Annotated in this window: 16 protein-coding genes; 8 read left to right on the forward strand and 8 right to left on the reverse strand. The window is 73.0% G+C overall.

What is annotated here, in order from left to right; genetic code table 11:
• The first annotated feature begins 79 nt into the window (after positions 1-79).
• Together AC02VZ_RS03000 and AC02VZ_RS03005 are read left to right on the forward strand one after the other, a co-directional pair.
• On the forward strand, positions 80-1666 hold the full coding sequence (locus AC02VZ_RS03000; RefSeq protein WP_476474437.1) for a Na+/H+ antiporter: 1587 nt from the start codon (positions 80-82) through the stop codon (positions 1664-1666).
• A gap of 71 nt (positions 1667-1737) precedes the next feature.
• Entirely contained in the window at positions 1738-2478 is a 741-nt protein-coding gene (locus AC02VZ_RS03005) for an SDR family NAD(P)-dependent oxidoreductase (protein ID WP_476474438.1), read from the forward strand.
• A 42-nt stretch (positions 2479-2520) separates the two neighbouring features.
• On the opposite strand, the gene AC02VZ_RS03010 is transcribed toward AC02VZ_RS03005, so the two are convergent.
• The gene (locus AC02VZ_RS03010; RefSeq protein ID WP_476474439.1) at positions 2521-3642 is read right to left on the reverse strand and encodes a mechanosensitive ion channel family protein; all 1122 of its coding nucleotides are present in this window, start codon (positions 3640-3642) and stop codon (positions 2521-2523) included.
• 97 nt (positions 3643-3739) lie between these two features.
• Here AC02VZ_RS03010 and AC02VZ_RS03015 point away from each other — a divergent pair, with 97 nt between their 5' ends.
• Positions 3740-4324 (forward strand): dienelactone hydrolase family protein, encoded by a 585-nt coding sequence (locus AC02VZ_RS03015; RefSeq protein WP_432055198.1) that lies wholly within the window; start codon positions 3740-3742, stop codon positions 4322-4324.
• 30 nt (positions 4325-4354) lie between these two features.
• Here the strand turns inward: AC02VZ_RS03015 and AC02VZ_RS03020 are convergent, their stop codons facing one another.
• From AC02VZ_RS03020 to AC02VZ_RS03035, 4 genes are all read right to left on the reverse strand, one after another.
• Positions 4355-6040 carry an alkaline phosphatase D family protein gene (locus tag AC02VZ_RS03020; RefSeq protein WP_432055197.1) on the reverse strand — a complete coding sequence of 562 codons (1686 nt, stop codon included), beginning with the start codon at positions 6038-6040 and terminating at the stop codon, positions 4355-4357.
• A gap of 146 nt (positions 6041-6186) precedes the next feature.
• A complete protein-coding gene (locus AC02VZ_RS03025; RefSeq protein WP_432054072.1) occupies positions 6187-7035 on the reverse strand; it encodes a thioredoxin domain-containing protein in 849 nt (282 codons plus the stop codon).
• A gap of 97 nt (positions 7036-7132) precedes the next feature.
• Positions 7133-7840, reverse strand: a complete 708-nt coding sequence (locus tag AC02VZ_RS03030) for a hypothetical protein (RefSeq protein WP_476474539.1) — start codon at positions 7838-7840, stop codon at positions 7133-7135.
• Positions 7841-7906: 66 nt separating this feature from the next.
• On the reverse strand, positions 7907-9256 hold the full coding sequence (locus AC02VZ_RS03035) for a DUF2252 domain-containing protein (protein ID WP_476474440.1): 1350 nt from the start codon (positions 9254-9256) through the stop codon (positions 7907-7909).
• Between the two features lie 206 nt (positions 9257-9462).
• Here AC02VZ_RS03035 and dnaE point away from each other — a divergent pair, with 206 nt between their 5' ends.
• Positions 9463-13002, forward strand: coding sequence for a DNA polymerase III subunit alpha (dnaE, locus tag AC02VZ_RS03040; RefSeq protein WP_476474441.1), 3540 nt, complete (start codon positions 9463-9465; stop codon positions 13000-13002).
• A gap of 247 nt (positions 13003-13249) precedes the next feature.
• Here the strand turns inward: dnaE and AC02VZ_RS03045 are convergent, their stop codons facing one another.
• On the reverse strand, positions 13250-13417 hold the full coding sequence (locus AC02VZ_RS03045; protein WP_362089021.1) for a hypothetical protein: 168 nt from the start codon (positions 13415-13417) through the stop codon (positions 13250-13252).
• 226 nt (positions 13418-13643) lie between these two features.
• On the opposite strand from AC02VZ_RS03045, the gene AC02VZ_RS03050 reads away from it, so the two are divergent.
• The 4 genes from AC02VZ_RS03050 to AC02VZ_RS03065 all read left to right on the forward strand — a co-directional run bounded on the left by AC02VZ_RS03050 (position 13644) and on the right by AC02VZ_RS03065 (position 17724).
• Positions 13644-14867, forward strand: a complete 1224-nt coding sequence (locus tag AC02VZ_RS03050) for an NYN domain-containing protein (RefSeq protein WP_432054068.1) — start codon at positions 13644-13646, stop codon at positions 14865-14867.
• Positions 14868-15087: 220 nt separating this feature from the next.
• Positions 15088-16062, forward strand: coding sequence for an ABC transporter ATP-binding protein (locus AC02VZ_RS03055; protein ID WP_432054080.1), 975 nt, complete (start codon positions 15088-15090; stop codon positions 16060-16062).
• Positions 16063-16148: 86 nt separating this feature from the next.
• Entirely contained in the window at positions 16149-16970 is an 822-nt protein-coding gene (locus tag AC02VZ_RS03060; protein WP_362089019.1) for an ABC transporter permease, read from the forward strand.
• Positions 16971-17004: 34 nt separating this feature from the next.
• Positions 17005-17724 (forward strand): AAA family ATPase, encoded by a 720-nt coding sequence (locus AC02VZ_RS03065; protein WP_476474442.1) that lies wholly within the window; start codon positions 17005-17007, stop codon positions 17722-17724.
• A gap of 495 nt (positions 17725-18219) precedes the next feature.
• On the opposite strand, the gene ybaK is transcribed toward AC02VZ_RS03065, so the two are convergent.
• Positions 18220-18720 carry a Cys-tRNA(Pro) deacylase gene (gene ybaK / locus AC02VZ_RS03070; protein WP_476474443.1) on the reverse strand — a complete coding sequence of 167 codons (501 nt, stop codon included), beginning with the start codon at positions 18718-18720 and terminating at the stop codon, positions 18220-18222.
• A 147-nt stretch (positions 18721-18867) separates the two neighbouring features.
• Positions 18868-19608: an LON peptidase substrate-binding domain-containing protein gene (locus AC02VZ_RS03075; protein ID WP_432054065.1), complete on the reverse strand. Its 741-nt coding sequence runs from the start codon at positions 19606-19608 to the stop codon at positions 18868-18870.
• Positions 19609-19610: the final 2 nt, after the last annotated feature.

The raw sequence follows: 19610 nt of genomic DNA on the forward strand, positions 1-19610 counted from the left end.
CGGCGGCGTGGCAGGCTGGTGACCTGCTCGCGATCGTGCCGGACCGCCCAGACCGTCGACCCGCCCCGGAGCAGTGACCGTGGATCAGCTGGCCCTGTTGTTCGCCCTGTTGCTCGCGGCCGTGGTGAGCGTCCCGGTGGCGGACCGGCTGGGGCTGCCGTCGCCGGTGCTGATGACGGTCTTCGGCATCGTCCTGGCCCTGCTGCCCTTCGTCCCGAACGTGGACGTCCCGCCCGACCTGATCCTGCCGCTGCTGCTGCCGCCCCTGCTGTACGCGGCCGTGCGCCGCACCTCCTGGCGGCAGTTCGCGGCCAACGTCCGGCCCATCCTGCTGCTCGCGGTGGCGCTCGTCTTCGTCACCACCTTCTGCGTGGCCGCCGTGGCGCACACGATCGTGCCGGGCCTGCCGATCGCCGCCGCGGTCGCGCTCGGCGCGCTGGTGGCACCGCCCGACCCCATCGCGGCGACCGCCGTCGCGGGCAAGCTCGGCCTGCCCCGCCGGCTGGTGTCGATCCTGGAGGGCGAGGGCCTGTTCAACGACGTGACCGCCATCGTGCTCTACCACGTGGCGGTCGCCGCCGCCGTCACCGGTTCCTTCTCCGTCTGGGAGGCCGGTCTGGACCTCGTCCTGTCCGCGGTGGTGGCGGTCGCGGTCGGACTGGCGCTGGGCTGGGCCGCCAACCGGCTGATGGACCGGCTCGGCGACGCCACCCTGCAGATCGCCCTGAGCCTGCTGGTGCCCTTCGCCGCGTACGTCCTCGCCGAGGAGATGCACGGGTCCGGGGTGCTGGCGGTGCTCACCGCCGCCCTGTTCCTGGTGGAGTACGCCACCGACGCCGACGCCGTGATGACCCGGCTCGCCGGGCACGCCTTCTGGAACGTCGTCGACACCCTCGTCACCGGCATCGCCTTCGGCCTGGTGGGCCTCGAACTCCACAACGCCGTCGACACCGCGGACGGCCACTGGGGCGAACTGCTCGGCTGGGCCGGGGCGGTGGTGGCCGTGGTCGTCCTGGTCCGCCTCGCCTGGCTGCTGCCGGCGACCTGGCTGACGAAACGGCTGCACGCCGCCCGGGACGCCGCCGAGGAGATCCCGCTGGGCTGGCGCGAGACCGTGGTCATGTGGTGGTCGGGGATGCGCGGGGTGGCCTCCGTCGCCCTGGCGCTCGCCGTCCCGCTGGAGACGGAGTCCGGGGAGCCGTTCCCCGGACGCGGCGAGATCATCTTCATCGCGTTCGGCGTGATCATGGCGACGCTGCTGCTCCAGGGGGTGACCCTGCCCTGGCTGGTGCGCCGGCTCGACGTCAGGGCCGACACCGCGCGGGAGCAGGCCTACGAGCGCGAACTCGCGGTACGGGCCGCCGACGCGGCCAGGCAGCGGTTGCGGGAGCTGCGGGAGACCGAGGAGCTGACCGAGGAACTCTCCGAGCAGATGCAGCGCACCGCCTTCGACATCGGGGTGCGCATCAGTCCCGACCTGGCCGACGAGGAACGGCGCGAGGCGCACCGGCAGCGCGCCCACCGGGCGGGGCGGGTCCGGCGCATCCAGCAGGAACTGCTCAGCGCGGCCCGCCACGAGGTGCTGGCCGCGCGCAGCGAGGCGGGCGCCCACCCGGAGGTCGTCGACCGGGTCCTGCGCCACCTGGACGTGCGCAGCCTGCGGTGAGCCGCGTACCGGCGGGCGTGTCCGGTGCGGCGCGCCGAGGCCGGGGCCCGTTCCGTTCGTAGGGTCGGGGCATGACGCGAAACGTGGTGATCAGCGGGGGCGGTACGGGGATCGGGCTGGCGGCGGCACGGACGTTCGCCGCGGACGGGGACCGGGTGCTGCTGCTCGGGCGGCGCGGTGAGGTGCTGGAGCGGGCGGGGGTGCCGGGCGCCCTGACCCACGCGGCCGATCTGGCCGACCCGGAGGCGGTGCGGGGCGTGGCGGCCCTCGTCCGCCGGGAGTTCGGCGCGGTGGACGTCCTGATCCACAGCGCCGGCGGGAACGGGCTGCTCGAACCGCAGGCCGGTGTCGACGACCCACTGGACGCCGCCGCCCGCCACTGGACGGTCAACTTCCGCCTCAACCTGCTCACCGCCGTCCTGCTCACCGAGGCGCTGCGGGACCGGCTCGCCGAGCCCGGCGGGCGGGTGCTGTTCCTCAGCTCCATCGCCGCCTACCGCGGTTCCGGCCAGGTCGCCTACGCGGCGGCCAAGGCGGGACTGCACCCCTACGCGCACGACCTGGCCCGGCGGCTCGGACCGCACGGCATCACCGTGAACGTGGTCGCGCCCGGCTATGTCGAGGACACCGCCTTCTTCGGCGACGGCATCGACGAGGAGCACCGGGCCCGGCTGGCGGCCGAGACGTCCACCGGGCGGGTCGGCACGCCCGGGGACGTCGCCGCGACCCTGCACTGGCTCGCCTCCCCGGGCGCCGGGCACATCACCTCGCAGATCATCCAGGTCAACGGAGGTGCCGAACGCGGCCACTGAGCGGGGCCGTCACCTCGTGGTCCGCGCCCCTACCCGTCCTGCTCACCCTTCCTTCTTGGACAGGCGCGGGCCGCGTGCGGCCGGCACCCGGGCCGTGCCGCGGTGGCCGTCCGCGCCGGTCGCCGGGACCTCCGGCGCGCCCGCCGTGGTCACCCGCGGCAGGGCGTAGGGGTGCTCGGCGGCCAGCCAGCGGATCATCTGCTCGCGGACCGTGACGCGGACCGTCCAGATGTCGTCGGCGTCCTTGGCGGTGACCAGGGCCCGCACCTCCATGGTGGTGGGCGTGGTGTCCGTCACGGTCAGGTTGTAGGCCCGGCCGTCCCAGGCCGGGCACTCCCGCAGGATGTCGCGCAGCTGCTCGCGCATCGCCTCCAGCGGGGCCCGGTGGTCGAAGTGCCAGTAGACGGTGCCGGTCATCTGCGGTGTGCCGCGGGACCAGTTCTCGAACGGCTTCGACGTGAAGTAGGACACCGGCATGGTGATCCGGCGCTCGTCCCAGGTGCGCACGGTCAGGAAGGTGAGGGTGATCTCCTCCACCGTGCCCCACTCGCCGTCGACCACCACCGTGTCGCCGATGCGCACCATGTCGCCGAACGCGATCTGCAGCCCGGCGAACAGGTTGCCCAGCGTGGACTGCGCGGCGACACCGGCGACGATGCCGAGGATTCCGGCCGAGGCCAGCAGCGAGGCGCCGGCGGCGCGCATCGCGGGGAAGGTCAGCAGCATCGCGGCCACCGCCACCACCCCGACCACCGCCGACACCACCCGCCGGATCAGCGTCACCTGGGTGCGCACCCGGCGCACCCGCGCCGGATCGCGGTGGTACTGCGCGTTGGCGTAGCGGGTGTAGGTCGTCTCCACGACCGCCGCCGCGATCCTGATCACCAGATAGGCGGTCGATCCGATGAGCACCAGGGTCAGGATCCTGCCGACGCTCTCCCGGTGGTCGGGGAACACCCGCGCCTCGACGTAGGACGCTCTGAGCAGGGCGGCACACAGCACCAGTTGCCAGGGAACGCGGGCACGGCGCAGCAGCCCCCACAACGGAGTGTCGTGGTGGCGTTCGTCGGCCTTGCGCAGCAGACGGTCGGTCGCCCAGCCGAGCAGCAGCGTCAGCAGGACCGAACCGCCGACCACGATCAGCGGGCGGAGCACGTCATCCATGTCTGCGAACCTAACCGGCCCGGGCCCGCGTGAACCTGTGACATACGTCCGGTTCCGCGTCCCGCCGGGCGCCGCCGCGGTCGGACCGGCTGGCACCATGGGCCTCATGAACATCATGCTCTTTCACTCGACCTACGGCCTGAGGCCCGCCGTGCGGCAGGCCGCGGACCGGCTGCGCGCGGCGGGACACGAGGTGTGGACGCCGGACCTCTTCGAGGGCCGCACGTTCGAGACGGTCGAGGAGGGCATGGCCCACAAGGAGGAGGTCGGCAAGGACGAGCTGCTCAAGCGGGCGGTCCTGGCCGCCGCGCCCTACTCCGAGCGCGGCCTGGTCTACGCCGGGTTCTCCTTCGGCGCCTCCGTGGCGCAGACCCTCGCCCTGGGCGACGACAAGGCTCGCGGGCTGCTGCTCCTGCACGGCACCTCGGACATCGCCGCGAACGCCTCGGTGGACGAGCTGCCGGTGCAGCTGCACGTCGCCGAGCCCGACCCGTTCGAGACCGACGACTGGCTCAGCGCCTGGTACCTCCAGCTGGGCCGGACCGGCGCCGACATCGAGGTGTACCGCTATCCCGGCGCGGGCCACCTCTACACCGACCCGGACCTGCCGGACTACGACGCGGAGGCCGCCGAGGCCACCTGGCGGGTGGCGCTCGGCTTCCTCGACTCGCTGGGGGACTGAACCCGGCCCGGGTCCGCGGGCCGGGGCCGGTCAGACCGGGGTGTGGGCGCGTTCCACCTTCTGCGTGCCGGTGAGCGTGCGGTACGAGCGGACCCACGTCGCGGTGGTGTTCCGGTCGGCGCGGTCGGCCAGCACGTAGTAGTCCATCTGCGCGCGCTGGGCCGTGAGGTCCAGCACGCCGTAGCCGTGGCGGTCGGTGTCGACCCAGCGCACGTGCCGGTTGGCGGCGCGGATCAGCGGGGAGGCGACGGCGGAGACGGTGCCCTCGGGGACCCTGACGATGTCGTCGAGGTTGTCGGAGGTGACCGAGGTGACCACGAACTCCGTGGCGGCGGACTCGGAGGCGGGGTAGGTGCCCGCGTTCACCGGCACGTCGTTGGCCCACGCCATGTGGATGTCGCCGGTGAGGAACACGGTGTTGCGGATGCCGTTCGTCCGCAGGTGGGCGAGGAGTTCGCGGCGGTCGTCGGTGTAGCCGTCCCACTGGTCGGTGTTGAGGGCGATGCCCTCCTGCGGCAGGCCCAGCAGCTTGGCGAGCGGCTTCAGCAGGCTCGCGGGCAGCGCCCCGACGGCGAACGGCGAGATCATGACCGAGGTGCCGACCAGCCGCCAGGCGGTGTCCGACGCGCTCAGGCCCGCCTTCAGCCAGTCCAGTTGGGCCCGGCCGGTGAGGGTGCGGTCGGGGTCGTCGACCTCGCCCTTGCCGACGGAGACCTTCTGGTCCCGGAACGAGCGCAGGTCCAGCAGCGACAGGTCGGCGAGCTTGCCGAAGCGCAGCCGCCGGTAGGTGGTGCCGGCCAGCGCGGGACGCACCGGCATCCACTCGAAGTACGCCTGCTTGGCGGCGGCCTGACGCGCGGCCCAGGTGCCCTCGGGCCCCTCGGTGTGGTTCTCGGCGCCGCCGGACCAGGTGTCGTTGGCGAACTCGTGGTCGTCCCAGATCGCCACCACCGGAGCCGCCGCGTGCAGCGCCTGGAGGTCCGGGTCGGTCTTGTAGTGGGCGTGCCGTACGCGGTAGTCGGCGAGGGTGACGATCTCGTGGGCGGGGGCCTGCGTACGGACGCTCCGGCCGCGTGAACCGTACTCGCCGGCGCCGTACTCGTAGATGTAGTCGCCGAGGTGCAGCCAGGCGTCGAGGTCGCCGCGGGCCGCGAGGTGGCGGTAGGCGGCGAAGTGGCCGGCCTCGTAGTTGGAGCAGGAGACCACGCCGAAGCGCAGCCCGCCCACGGCGGCGTCGGCGGCGGGCGCGGTGCGGGTGCGGGCGACGGGGGAGTCGGTCCCGCCGGCGGAGAAGCGGAACCAGTAGTCGGTGGCGGGGGAGAGGCCGCGGATGTCCGCCTTCACGGTGTGGTCGGAGGCGGCGGTGGCGAGGGTGGTTCCGCGCGCGACGACGTCGGTGAACGCCCGGTCCCGGGCGACGGTCCAGCTGACCTCGGTGTCCGGCCCGGCACCGGAGCCGGGTATCGCCTCCGGCGTCGGGGTCACCCGCGTCCACAGCAGCACGCCGTCCGGCAAGGGGTCACCGGAGGCCACGCCGTGCAGGAACGCGGGCGCCCCGGTGGTCGCGGCCCGCGCCGGCAGGGCCCCGGCGAGCGGCGCGGCGAGCACCGCGGTGGCGGCGGCAGCCTTCACCACCGTACGTCTGCGCGGGGAGAGGGAGGGGGCGCCGGCGGTGGCCCGGACGCCGTTGTCGGATGATCTGAATCGACTGGTCACAGCCGATCAGGTTACTGACAGGTACACGCCCGAGTGGGTGAATTGGCCAAAGTTCGCCGGGTGTTCAGCGAGAGGCGGGCGCCGGTCGGGCGGTGGGTGACCGGGGGTCACCCACCGCCCGAGCCGGGCAAGGGCGCGGGGTGCCGTCAGCCCTTCAGGGCCTTGTCGACGGCCGTCTTGAAGTCCTCGGGGGTCATGGGCGTGTTCTGCCCGTCCGCGCCGGTGAGCTTCTTGCCGTCCATGACCAGGCTGGGCGTGCCCTGCACGTCGTCCTCGTTGGTGTTGAAGGTGTACGACATCGCCAGCGCCCAGGCGTCGAACGTGCCGTTCTTGACGGCGTCCTGGAACTTCTTGTTGTTCTTCAGGGCGTCGGTCGAGTCGGCGATCTCGATCAGGTAGTCGTCGTCCTTGAACTTGTCCTGGGACTCCTGGGGGTGCCACTCCGCGGAGTACATGGCCTCCTTGAACTCCAGGAACGCCTCCGGGCTGACGTTCAGGGCCGCGCCCAGCGCGCTCATCGCGTTCTTGGAGCCCTCGCCGTGGGCACCGACCTGCATGCGGTCGCCGTCCCGGCTGTCGCCGTCGAGGAAGGTCCCGCCGATGAACTGGATCTTGTACTTGCCGGCTTCGTAGTCCTCGAGGATGCTCGGGCCGACCGACTGCTCGAACGTGGCGCAGACCGGGCAGCGCGGGTCCTCGTACAGCTTCAGGGTCTTCTTCGCGCTGTCCTTGCCGATCACCACGGTGGTGCCGTTCTTGCCCGAGGTGTTGGCCGGGGCGACGACCTTCTCCTCGGCCGCCGCCTCCCACGCGCTCGGCTTGTTGGCCTGGACGATGGCGTAGCCCACGCCGCCGGCTATCGCCAGGACGCCGACGATGGAGCAGGCGACGACGATCTGCCGCTTGACCTTCGCCCGCTTCGCCTCGCGCTCGCGCTCGGCGCGCAGCCGCTCCCGGGCCGCCGTCTTCGCCGCCTGGCTGTTCCGCTTGCTCATGCTGGTGTTCTCCATGGGGGGTCTCGCACACGCCACGCGCGTGCGGGTGGGTGAGTAGGGGGACTGCTGGTGCCCGGTGGGCCGTCGGCCGTCGTCCTCAGGCGAGGGTGACGGCGGCGGTGGAGCACGGCGGTCCGCGCCGTCCCAGGGAGTGCACGAGGATCAGGTGGCGGGCCGGGGCCGCGGGGGCCGCCGGACGGGCCGGGCGGACGGTGTCCGGGGCGCGGTGCGCCGACACCGCCGCGACGGCCAGCAGCAGCGGCCGGAAGGTGGTGGCGGCCACCGCGCGCAGCACCTGGGCCAGCGCCCGCTCGCCGCGCCGCAGCCAGGCGGCCGCGAACAGGCCGACCCCGACGTGCGCCCCGAGCAGGAGCCAGGCGGTGCCCTGGTCGGCGTGGGAGAGCAGCACCGCGAGCCGGTCGCCGCCGGTGGCGGTGCCGGTGACCCGGGCGAGCGGCGCGCCCACGCTGGTGCCGTCACCGCACAGCAGGTCGAAGCCGACGGAGCGCAGCGGACCGGTGACGGGGCCGCCCATCCGGCCGTAGCAGACGTGCTGGCCGGTGGTGAAGACCGTGTCCGCGGCCAGCTCCAGCGGGATCAGCAGGGCGGCGATCCGCCCGAAGGACCGTTCCCGGCCGGCCAGCGCGTACGCCAGGACGAACACGGCGGCCGCGATCGCGGTCACCGTGTTCAGCGGCAGCGGGGCCCCGGACAGCAGCACGTGCGACGCGGTGCTGAGGGTCACGGCGACGGCCGTGAACAGCGCCGCGCGTACGGCTTTGAGCGGGGTTCCGGTGAGGTCCATGGCGGTCACGAGTCTGTCATGCGTCCCTGTGAGGGGTTCCTGAAGGGTTCCGGTGCGGCCGGGACGTTACAGCCCCGGGATCCTGCCGTTGCGGAACAGGTCCAGGAAGGTCTGGTGGTCGCTCCGGACGCGGGCCCCGTAGGTGTGCGCGAAGTCGACCAGCAGGGGCGCGAGGCCGTCCTCGTCGGCGGCGATCGCCGCGTCGATGGCCCGCTCGGTGGAGAACGGCACCAGGGACTCGCCGGAGGTGTCGTCCGCCGCCGCGTGCATGGTCGCGGTGGCCCGGCCGAGGTCGGCGACGACCTGCGCCATCTCCTCCGGGTCGTCGATGTCGCCCCAGTCCAGGTCCACGGCGTAGGGCGAGACCTCGGCGACCAGCTGTCCCGAGCCGTCCAGCTCGGTCCAGCCCAGCCACGGGTCGGCGTGCGCCTGGAGCGCGCGCTGGGAGATCACGGTGCGGTGGCCCTCGTGCCGGAAGTAGTCCCGGATCGCCGCGTCCGTGACGTGGCGGGAAACCGCCGGGGTCTGGGCCTGCTTGATGTAGATCACGACGTCGTTCTCCAGGGCGTCGCTGTGCCCCTCCAGCAGGATGTTGTACGACGGCAGCCCGGCCGAGCCGATGCCGATGCCGCGGCGGCCGACGACGTCCTTGACGCGGTAGGAGTCCGGGCGGGCCAGGGAGGAGTCGGGCAGCGTCTCCAGGTATCCGTCGAAGGCCGCGAGCACCTTGTACCGGGTGGCCGCGTCCAGCTCGACCGCGCCGCCGCCGGGGGCGAAGCGGCGCTCGAAGTCGCGGATCTCGGTCATCGAGTCCAGCAGCCCGAACCGGGTCAGCGAGCGCGCGTCGCGCAGCGCGTCCAGCAGCGGGCCCTGGGCCGTGTCCAGGGTGAAGGGCGGCACCTCGTCGCTCTTGGCGCCGGTCGCCAGCGCGTGGATCCGCTCGCGGTAGGCGGCGGCGTATATCTCCACCAGCTCGGTGATCTGCTCGTCGCTGAGCGCCTTCGCGTAGCCGATCAGCGCCATGGAGGCGGCGAAGCGCTTCAGGTCCCAGGTGAAGGGGCCGACGTACGCCTCGTCGAAGTCGTTGACGTTGAAGACCAGGCGGCCGTTGGAGTCCATGTACGTGCCGAAGTTCTCCGCGTGCAGGTCGCCGTGGATCCACACGCGGGAGGTGCGGTCGTCCAGGTACGGGCCGCTGTAGCCCCTCCCGGCGCCCCGCCCCGCGTTCTCGCCGGCCAGGTCGTGGTAGAAGAGGCACGCCGTGCCCCGGTAGAAGGCGAAGGCAGAGGCCGCCATCTTGCGGAACTTCACGCGGAACGCGGCCGGGTCGGCGGCCAGGAGCTCGCCGAAGGCGGTGTCGAGGACGGCGAGGATCTCCTCGCCGCGGTGCTCGTCGTCGAGCTGCGGGACCGACATCGCTGGGTGCCTCCTGGTACGGGACGGTGGGGGACGGCTGGTCCATCCCCTGCCTAACGTGTGACGGGTCACCGGAGTGCCCGGAACCCCTGCCCGACGGTACGCGGGTGAGGCGCCGGAGTGTCAGTGCCGAGGCATAGACTTCGACGCTGACCACCCCACCGTCCGCCTGTCCGTCACCGCACGTCCCCCCAGGAGGCCGCACCGTGTCGAAGCCGCCGTTCACGCACCTGCACGTCCACACCCAGTACTCGCTGCTGGACGGTGCCGCGCGGCTCAAGGACATGTTCGACGCCTGCAACGAGATGGGCATGACGCACATCGCCATGTCCGACCACGGCAACCTGCACGGCGCGTACGACTTCTTCCACTCCGCGCAGAAGGCCGGGGTCACCCCGATCATCGGGATCGAGGCGTACGTCGCCCCCGAGTCCCGGCGCAACAAGCGCAAGATCCAGTGGGGCCAGCCGCACCAGAAGCGCGACGACGTCTCCGGCTCCGGCGGTTACACCCACAAGACGATGTGGGCGGTCGACAGCACCGGTCTGCACAACCTCTTCCGGCTGTCCTCCGACGCGTACGCCGAGGGCTGGCTGCAGAAGTGGCCCCGGATGGACAAGGAGACCATCGCCCAGTGGTCCGAGGGGATCGTGGCCTCCACCGGCTGCCCCTCCGGCGAGGTGCAGACCCGGCTGCGCCTCGGCCACTTCGACGAGGCCCTCAAGGCGGCCTCCGACTACCAGGACATCTTCGGCAAGGACCGCTACTTCCTGGAGCTGATGGACCACGGCATCGAGATCGAGCGCCGGGTCCGCGACGGACTGCTGGAGATCGGCAGGAAGCTCGGCATCCCGCCCCTGGTCACCAACGACTCGCACTACACCTACGCGCACGAGGCGACCGCGCACGACGCGCTGCTGTGCATCCAGACCGGCAAGAACCTCTCCGACCCGGACCGCTTCAAGTTCGACGGCACCGGCTACTACCTGAAGTCCACGGACGAGATGTACGCCATCGACTCCTCGGACGCCTGGCAGCAGGGCTGCGCCAACACCCGGCTGATCGCCGAGATGGTCGACACCACGGGCATGTTCGTCAAGCGCGACCTGATGCCGAAGTTCGACATCCCGGAGGGGTACACCGAGGTCACCTGGTTCCGCGAGGAGACCCTGCGCGGCATGCACCGCCGCTTCCCGGACGGCATCCCGGACGACCGCATGAAGCAGGTCGAGTACGAGATGGACACCATCATCTCGATGGGGTTCCCGGGCTACTTCCTCGTGGTCGCCGACTTCATCATGTGGGCCAAGAAGCAGGGCATCGCGGTCGGCCCCGGCCGCGGCTCCGCGGCCGGCTCGATCGTCGCCTACGCCCTCGGCATCACCGACCTCGACCCGATCCCGCACGGCCTGATCTTCGAGCGGTTCCTCAACCCCGAGCGCATCTCCATGCCCGACGTCGACATCGACTTCGACGAGCGCCGGCGCGTGGAGGTGATCCGCTACGTGACGGAGAAGTACGGGGCCGACAAGGTCGCCATGATCGGCACCTACGGCACCATCAAGGCCAAGAACGCGATCAAGGACTCCGCGCGCGTGCTGGGCTACCCGTACGCGATGGGCGACCGCATCACCAAGGCCATGCCCGCGGACGTCCTCGGCAAGGGCATCCCGCTGTCCGGCATCACCGACCCCGAGCACCCCCGGTACTCGGAGGCGGGCGAGGTCCGGGCGATGTACGAGAACGAGCCCGACGTGAAGAAGGTCATCGACACCGCCAAGGGCGTCGAGGGCCTGGTGCGGCAGATGGGCGTGCACGCCGCCGGCGTGATCATGTCCAGCGAGACGATCACCGACCACGTCCCGGTCTGGGTGAGGCACACCGACGGCGTGACCATCACGCAGTGGGACTACCCGAGCTGCGAGTCGCTCGGCCTGCTGAAGATGGACTTCCTGGGCCTGCGCAACCTGACCATCATGGACGACGCCGTCAAGATGGTGAAGGCCAACAAGGGCGTCGACATCGACCTGCTGTCGCTGCCCCTGGACGACCCGACGACCTTCGACCTCCTCCAGCGCGGCGACACCCTCGGCGTGTTCCAGTTCGACGGCGGGCCGATGCGCTCCCTGCTCCGGCTGATGAAGCCGGACAACTTCGAGGACATCTCCGCCGTCTCGGCCCTCTACCGGCCGGGCCCGATGGGCATGAACTCGCACACCAACTACGCGCTGCGCAAGAACGGCCAGCAGGAGATCACCCCGATCCACCCGGAGCTGGAGGCACCGCTCACGGAGGTCCTGGACGTCACCTACGGCCTGATCGTGTACCAGGAGCAGGTGCAGAAGGCCGCCCAGATCATCGCCGGGTACTCGCTCGGCGAGGCCGACATCCTCCGCCGCGTGATGGGCAAGAAGAAGCCCGAGGAACTGGCGAAGAACTTCACCATCTTCCAGGCCGGCGCCCGCAAGAACGGCTACAGCGACGAGGCCATCCAGGCGCTCTGGGACGTGCTGGTGCCCTTCGCCGGCTACGCCTTCAACAAGGCGCACTCCGCCGCGTACGGCCTGGTCTCCTACTGGACCGCCTACCTCAAGGCGAACCACCCCGCCGAGTACATGGCCGCGCTGCTCACCTCGGTGAAGGACGACAAGGACAAGTCGGCGGTCTACCTCAACGAGTGCCGCCGCATGGGCATCAAGGTGCTCCCGCCCAACGTCAACGAGTCCGAGTCCAACTTCGCCGCCCAGGGCGACGACGTGATCCTCTTCGGCCTCTCGGCGGTGCGCAACGTCGGCACCAACGTGGTCGAGTCGATCATCAAGTGCCGCAAGGCCAAGGGGAAGTACGCCTCCTTCCCGGACTACCTGGACAAGGTCGACGCGGTGGTCTGCAACAAGCGCACCACCGAGTCCCTGATCAAGGCCGGGGCCTTCGACTCCATGGGGCACACCCGCAAGGGGCTCACCGCCCAGTACGAGCCGATGATCGACAACGTGGTAGCGGTCAAGCGCAAGGAGGCCGAGGGCCAGTTCGACCTGTTCGGCGGCATGGGCGAGGCCGACACCAGCGAGCCCGGCTTCGGTCTCGACGTCACCTTCACCGACGACGAGTGGGACAAGACCTACCTCCTCGCGCAGGAGCGCGAGATGCTCGGTCTCTACGTCTCCGACCACCCGCTGTTCGGCCTGGAGCACGTGCTGTCCGACAAGGCGGACGCGGGCATCTCCCAGCTCACCGGCGGTGACTTCGGCGACGGCGCGGTCGTCACCATCGGCGGCATCATCTCCGGTCTCCAGCGCAAGATGACCAAGCAGGGCAACGCCTGGGCGATCGCCACGGTGGAGGACCTCGCCGGGTCCATCGAGTGCATGTTCTTCCCCGCGACCTACCAGCTCGTCTCGACGCAACTGGTCGAGGACGCCGTGGTGTTCGTCAAGGGCCGGCTGGACAAGCGCGAGGACGTGCCGCGCCTGGTCGCGATGGAGCTCCAGGTCCCCGACCTGTCCAACGCGGGCACCAACGCACCCGTCGTCCTCACCATCCCGGCGACGCGCGTGACCCCGCCGATGGTCAGCCGGCTCGGCGAGATCCTCACGCACCACAAGGGCGACAGCGAGGTCCGGATCAAGCTCCAGGGGCCGACGAAGACCACGGTGCTGCGGCTGGACCGCCACCGGGTGAAGCCGGACCCGGCGCTGTTCGGCGACCTGAAGGTGCTGCTGGGCCCGTCCTGCCTGGCGGGCTGAACCGCCGGGCCGCGGGCACCCGCCCCCGCTGCCCTCCCGAGGCCGCTGCGCCCGCCGTGCCCGACGGGCCCGTTCACGGCCGGGACGGCATCCGCACGGCGGGGCGCGCCGGCCTCGTCGCGCCGCAGGACGCGGGGTGGGGCCGTGTGCACGGGAGCCGTACAGGGACGACAGGAGGGGCACACCCGCCGGCGGGTGTGCCCCTCTTCCTGCCCCGTCCCGGGCGTCAACGTCCCGGGGCGAAGGGTCAGTTGTGGCCGAAGCGCTTCTGCCGGCCCTTGCCCCGGCCGACGTCGCCGGGGGTCACCTCCGTGGTGCGCTGCTCGTCGGGCGTCTCCATCGCGGTGGGCTGCGCCCCACGCTGGGCGCGCTCGGCCTGCGGCTGCTTACGGTCACGGTTCTTGTTCTTGGCCATGGTGGTGCCTCCTGTGGGTATCTAGGGGCCAGGGCCGGGATCAGATTCACATACCCTGATAACAAGCGCATGTTGGACAATTACCCTGCGTGACAGGGACAGTCGGGGGAGGAAGTGTGGAAACGCCACGCCGAAGATCGAGTTCGGGCCGTCAACCCCGGCGGGGTCGGGCAGACTCGAACCCAGCCCAGCCCGAAGCAAGCCTCCCGGAAAGAGGGTGGATCGCGTGGACCGCTGCATCGTCCTGGTGGACGCCGGGTATCTGCTGGGGGCGGCCGCCAGTCTCCTCGCCGGGGAGCCCTCGCGTTCCCGCATCACCGTCGACCACACCGCCCTCATCCAGGGCCTGCGCGAGCGTGCCGAGGCCGACACGCGCCAGCCCCTGCTGCGCATCTACTGGTTCGACGGCGCCCCCGACCGCGTCCCCCAGCCCGAGCACCGCCGCTTGCGCGTGATGCCACGTGTCACCGTCCGGCTCGGCGCGCTGACCCGCAGCGACGGCCGCTGGGCGCAGAAGGGCGTGGACGCCGCGATGCACGCCGAGCTGACCGAGCTGGCCCGCAACCGCGCCTGCTCCGACATCGTCCTCGTCACCGGCGACGGCGACCTGCTGCCGGGCATGATGGCGGCCAAGGAACACGGCGTCGCCGTCCACCTGTGGGCCGTGCAGGCCGCCGACGGCGACTACAACCAGTCGGAGGACCTCGTCGCCGAGGCCGACGAGCGCCGGGTGCTGGACCGGGCCTGGATCACCCAGGCGGTGCGGCCCAAGGAACATCCCGGGACGTGCGCCCCGCCGCCCGCCCCCCGGCCCGAGATCGCCGCCATCCTGTCCGCGCCGCTGCCGGAGTCCGCGCTCGCCGCGGCCGCCGAGCGCACCGCGCGGGAACCCCGGCAGGGTGAGCAGGCCCCCGCCGGGCAGAACGGGACGACGGAGCGGCCCGCCGCGTCCGGCACCAAGGGCGTGCCCACCCCGAAGGACCTGGCGGCCCTGCGCGGGCCCGCCGCCGCCCATCCCCAGCCGCCCGCCTCCGCCACCCTGCGCTGGTCCTCCGACAAGGGCTGGGTCGACCGCCCGGCCACCGAGTCCGCCGAGGCCGCCTCCATGCCGACCCTCGCCCAGCTCACCACGGCCGAGCAGCGCTGGGCCGACCGCGAGGAGGACATCACCACCGTCGGCGGCGACCCCTACGAGGTCGGACAGGTGTTCGCCCGGCGCTGGGTGGAACGCCTGGGCGACCAGAGCCACATCCAGAAGCTGTCCGCCATGTACCCGCGCATCCCGCACCGCGTCGACGGCGAGCTGCTGCGCTACGCCGCCCGCTTCGGCCTGCTCGCCCACAAGGACGACCAGATCGACGAACGCGACCGCTACGCCATCCGGGCGGGCTTCTGGCGCGAGCTCGACCTGCGGACGGGCACCGAACGGACGGCCCCCTCCGGGGAGTGACCGGCCGGTCCCCGCGCACGTTCTCCCCGGCCGGCGCCGCCGCCGGCCCCGCGATCCGCCGGCCGGTGCCCGGTTGGCCGGGGTTGCGGCCGGTTCGGCGCCCGGCGGGGGAAACGCGGGCCCGGGAGCGACCCGAGGGCCGGCCGGCGTGCCCGACCCCGTAGTCTCGTCCCTTGTGAGTACGCGCGCGGCACAGGGAACCCGGCACCACGGCGAGGTGGTGTGTGCGGTGCGCGGGCTGACCAAGACCTACCCGGCGGTGCGCGGACGACGCGGCGCGCCGGCCACCCCCGAGGTCACGGCCACCGACGACGTCCGGCTCGACATCCGCCGCGGGGAGATCTTCGGACTGCTCGGACCCAACGGCGCCGGCAAGTCCACCCTGGTGCGCCAGCTCACCGGACTGATGCGCCCCGACCGCGGCAGCGTGGAGATCCTCGGCCACGACATCGTGCGCCACCCCGAGCGGGCCTCCCGCATCCTCGCCTACCTCGGCCAGGAGTCCACCGCCCTCGACGACCTCACCGTGTCCCTCGCCGCCGAGACCACGGGCCGGCTGCGCGGCCTGGAGGCCCGGCGCGCCCGCGCCGAACGCGACGCCGTCCTGGAGGAGCTGGGGCTCACCCCGCTGGCCGGGCGCCCGCTGCGCAAGCTGTCCGGCGGGCAGCGCCGGCTGGCCTGCTTCGCCGCCGCGCTGGTGGGGGAGCGCCCGCTGCTCGTGCTGGACGAGCCGACCACCGGCATGGACCCGGTGGCCCGCCGCGCGGTGTGGTCCGCCGTCGACCGGCGCCGCGCCGAGCACGGCACCACCGTGCTGCTGGTCACCCACAACGTCATCGAGGCCGAGACCGTCCTCGACCGCGTCGCCGTCCTGGACCGCGGCCGCGTCATCGCCTGCGACTCCCCGGCCGGACTGAAGGAACAGGTGGCCGGCGAGGTCCGGGTCGACCTGGTCTGGCGCGAGAAGGCCCCGCTGCAGGTGCCCGAGGTGGCCGCCCTGCGCGACCGCGCCGTGGAGTCGGGCCGCCGCTGGACCCTGCGGCTCGCGCCCGAGGAGGCCCGGACGGTCGTCGCCACCGTCACCGGCGGTGCCGCCTTCGCCGCGCTGGACGACTTCACGCTGGCCACGCCCAGCCTGGAGGACGTGTACCTGGCGCTGGGCGGCGCCGTACGGCAAGGACTGGTGAAGGCGTGAGCACGAGGGCCGCGGCATCCGTACGGAACAGGGCGACCGCCCCCGCCGGACCGGGCGAACGTCCCAGCGAAGGAGAGCAGCGCGACGTGAGTGTCGTTCCCGCCGATGTCCTGCCGGGCGGTGCCCTGGCCACCGAGGAGACCGCGCCGGCCGCCGCCGAGCTCGGACCCCGGGCCCGGCTGTGGCCCTCCCTGGCGGCGGTGTACCGGGCCCAGCTCTCCCGGGCGCGGGTGGCGCGGATCCCCCTGCTGTTCGTCGCGACCTTCCAGTCCGTCGGGATCATGATCCTGATGCGTGGCGTGGTCGACGGCGGCGGCGAGGCGCGGGCCGTGGTCGCCGGATCGTCGGTCCTGGTCGTCGCCTTCGTCGCGCTGAACCTGCTCGCCCAGTACTTCGGCCAGCTGCGCTCCAGCGGCGGCCTCGACCACTACGCCACCCTGCCCGTCCCCCCGGCCGCCGTGGTGCTCGGCGCCGCCGGCGCCTACGCCTCGTTCACGGTGCCGGGGACGGTCGTGACCGCCGTGTTCGGCTGCCTGCTGTTCGGACTGCCGCTCACCCACCTGTGGGTGCTGGCCGCGGTGATCCCGCTGGCGGGCGCCGCCCTCGCCGGGCTCGGCGCGGCCCTGGGCCTGCTCGCCCCCCGGCCCGAGCTGGCCACCCTCCTCGGCCAGCTCGGCATGTCGGCGGCGCTGCTGCTGGGCGTGCTGCCCGCCGAGCGGATGCCGGAGGCGGTACGGCTGGCGCGCGACCTGCTGCCGTCCACCTACGGCGTCGAGGCGTACGCGCGCACCTTCGCGCCGGACCCCGACTGGGCCTTCGTCCTCGGGGACCTCGCCGTCTGCGGAGTGGTCGGCGTGCTGTCCCTGGCCGTGGCGACCTGGGCCTACCGCAGGGCCGCCGTCCGATGACGCGCCGCACAGCGACGCCTGGCACGATGTCAGGGTGAGCGCACCTCTGACACCACCACCGCCTCCGCACGAGCACTCCGCCTCCACCGCGGGCCGGCCCTTCACCGGCAGCACGACCGCCCCGGCGGAGGACGCGGCGCACACCGGGCCCGCCGGGTCCGCCGGGGACGGCGGGTACGGACAGGACGGCCCCGGGATGAAGACGGAACTGCGGGAAGCCGCCGTGACCGCGGTGGCGGTGGCCCTCGGCGGCGTGCTGCTCGGGGTGCTGTGGTGGTGGCTCGCGCCGCGCGTACCGCTGGTCGGTGACGCGGTGGACGGCAACTGGGTCGTCTACGTCAAGGAGACCGAGGGCGAGCAGGCCGTCGGCGTCGACGGAACGTTCACGCTGCTCGCGCTGGCGCTCGGCGCGGTGAGCGCGCTCGCGGTGTTCCTGATCCGCCGGCACGGCGGGGTGCCGCTGGTGGTGGCGCTGGCCGTCGGGGGCCTGCTCGGCTCGGTGCTGGCCTGGCGGCTCGGGGTGTGGCTGGGCCCCGCCCAGGACGTGATCGCCGAGGCGCGCCGGGTGGGCGAGGGCGCCACCTTCGACGCCCCGATGAAGCTGGGAGCCAAGGGCGCGCTGCTGGCCTGGCCGCTGGCGGCCCTCGTCCTGCACCTCGGGCTCACCGCGCTGTTCGGCCCCCGCGACCCGGAACCCCAGCTCCCGGCCGACCCGCACCTGCCGCAGGGCCCGTACGGAGCGGCCGGAGCCTGACCCGCACCTCGGCCGACCCGCACCTCGGGGCGGCTCCCTCCACGGTGACCGGCCGACGGTGACCGGCCGACGCTGACCCGTCGTCCGGGGGCGCCGTGCGGGGCGGGCGCGGCCCGCGCGCGTGCGCTCCTCCTGCGTGACGGCTCACGCCGGCCCGCCGCTCCCGCCCGACCGTCCGCCCCGGGGAGCGCGCGGACGATCCCGTACGTCGGGGCCAGTGCGTTCCGAGGGTGCGCGACCCGACCCCGTGGGTGTGCCTGCGCGTCCGAATCGGGCGGGTACGGGGGGCCTCCCAGCCTTCGCGTCTCTGCGCCCGGCCCGGATCGGCATCCGGGCCTGTCCCCGCGGGTCGGCACCTGGGCACTCCCGTCCCCGCCCGGACCGGCACCACGGCAGGCCCAGCCCGTCGACGAACCGGACGGTCCGCTCACCCCGGTCCGGCACCCGCGTGCTCCGGCCGTCCGTCCGGCCGTCCCGTCCGACTCGGCCGACCGCCTACCCGCGCCCGATCGGCGCGACGACCGCGTCCGTCAGCGCCGCCAGGTCGTCCGGGGAGAGTTCGACTTCCAGACCGCGGCGGCCGGCCGAGACGCAGACGGTCCGATGACGGGCCGCCGACGCGTCCAGCACCGTGCGGAGCCGTTTGCGCTGGCCGAGCGGAGAGATGCCACCCCGGACGTAGCCCGTGGTGCGCTCCGCCAGGGCCGGGTCGGCCATCGCGGCCCGCTTGCCGCCGACCGCCGAGGCCAGGGCCTTGAGGTCCAGCTGCCCGGCCACCGGGACCACCGCCACCGTCAGCGTGCCGTCGACGTCCGCCACCAGCGTCTTGAACACCCGGTCCGGCGCCACACCCATCGCCTCGCCCGCCTCCTCCCCGTAGGACGGGTGCGCGGGGTCGTGCTCGTAGCCGTGCACCGTGAACGGCACCCCGGCCGCCGTGAGCGCCACCGTCGCGGGGGTGCCCCCCGGCTGCTGCTTCCTGGACTTCTTCGCCATCGCGGCGGGTACCTCCCGGTCCTCGTGGTCTGCCGTCGTGGGTCCGCCGGATGCCGCACGGCGCGGGCGGAGCGCGTCGAGCGCCGACCCGCCGGCCGTCCGTCCCCGCCGGGACGCGTGGCCGGCCCGGTCGCCCGGCGCGGGGTGTCAGTTGAGGCTCGTCGGCCCCCGGGTCAGGTCCGCCGCGGGCAGCGAGGGCAGGTTGCGGATGATGGCCGTCTCCGTGCGCAGCAGGGTGAGCTCGTCCCGCAGCCGCGACGCGGTGTCCGGGGCCTGGAGCAGCCGCTGCTTGGTCGGGACGTCCAGCATCATCGCGGCGGCGACCAGGTAGGACACCACGCCCGGCTCGTCCGGCAGCTCCGAGCCCGTGGTCAGGGAACGCTCCCGCGCCCCGGCGAGCCGCTTCTGGTACTGCTGGAACGACCGCAGGACGCCCTCCGCCAGCGCCCCGGCCTCGTCGCCCGGTTCCTCGGGGATCGTCTCCAGCTCGGCCTCCAGGTAGGGCCCCGAGGCGTCGACCGACAGCAGCCGCACGCGGGTGGTGCCGGTCGCCAGCACCTCGAAGGTGCCGTCGGGCCGTTCCCGGACGGTCGCCGCGTCGGCCACGCACCCGACCTTGTGCAGGGCGCGCGCCGGGTCGGCGCCGAACCCGGCGGCCGGTCCGCGCTCCGGCACGGCCGTCGGGTCCGGCATGCCGGGGGCGCTGGGCGCCACCTCGTGGCCGTCCCGGATCGCCACGACGGCGAACCGGCGCGGCTCGTCCTCCGGGGTCTTCAGCAGCTCGCGCATCATGGCGCGATACCGCTCCTCGAAGACGTTGAGCGGGAGCACGAGCCCCGGGAACAGCACGGTGTTCAGGGGGAAGAGCGGGAGCCGGACGGTGGTCACGA

The sequence above is a fragment of the Streptomyces sp. 3-6 genome (assembly GCF_056323165.1).

Coding starts and splice junctions, on each gene's coding strand:
- AC02VZ_RS03005 (WP_476474438.1), top strand. CDS start 1,738: ATGACGCGAAACGTGGTGATCAGCGGGGGCGGTACGGGGATCGGGCTG.
- AC02VZ_RS03010 (WP_476474439.1), bottom strand. CDS start 3,642: ATGGATGACGTGCTCCGCCCGCTGATCGTGGTCGGCGGTTCGGTCCTG.
- AC02VZ_RS03015 (WP_432055198.1), top strand. CDS start 3,740: ATGGGCCTCATGAACATCATGCTCTTTCACTCGACCTACGGCCTGAGG.
- AC02VZ_RS03025 (WP_432054072.1), bottom strand. CDS start 7,035: ATGAGCAAGCGGAACAGCCAGGCGGCGAAGACGGCGGCCCGGGAGCGG.
- AC02VZ_RS03030 (WP_476474539.1), bottom strand. CDS start 7,840: ATGGACCTCACCGGAACCCCGCTCAAAGCCGTACGCGCGGCGCTGTTC.
- AC02VZ_RS03035 (WP_476474440.1), bottom strand. CDS start 9,256: ATGTCGGTCCCGCAGCTCGACGACGAGCACCGCGGCGAGGAGATCCTC.
- AC02VZ_RS03045 (WP_362089021.1), bottom strand. CDS start 13,417: ATGGCCAAGAACAAGAACCGTGACCGTAAGCAGCCGCAGGCCGAGCGC.
- ybaK (WP_476474443.1), bottom strand. CDS start 18,720: ATGGCGAAGAAGTCCAGGAAGCAGCAGCCGGGGGGCACCCCCGCGACG.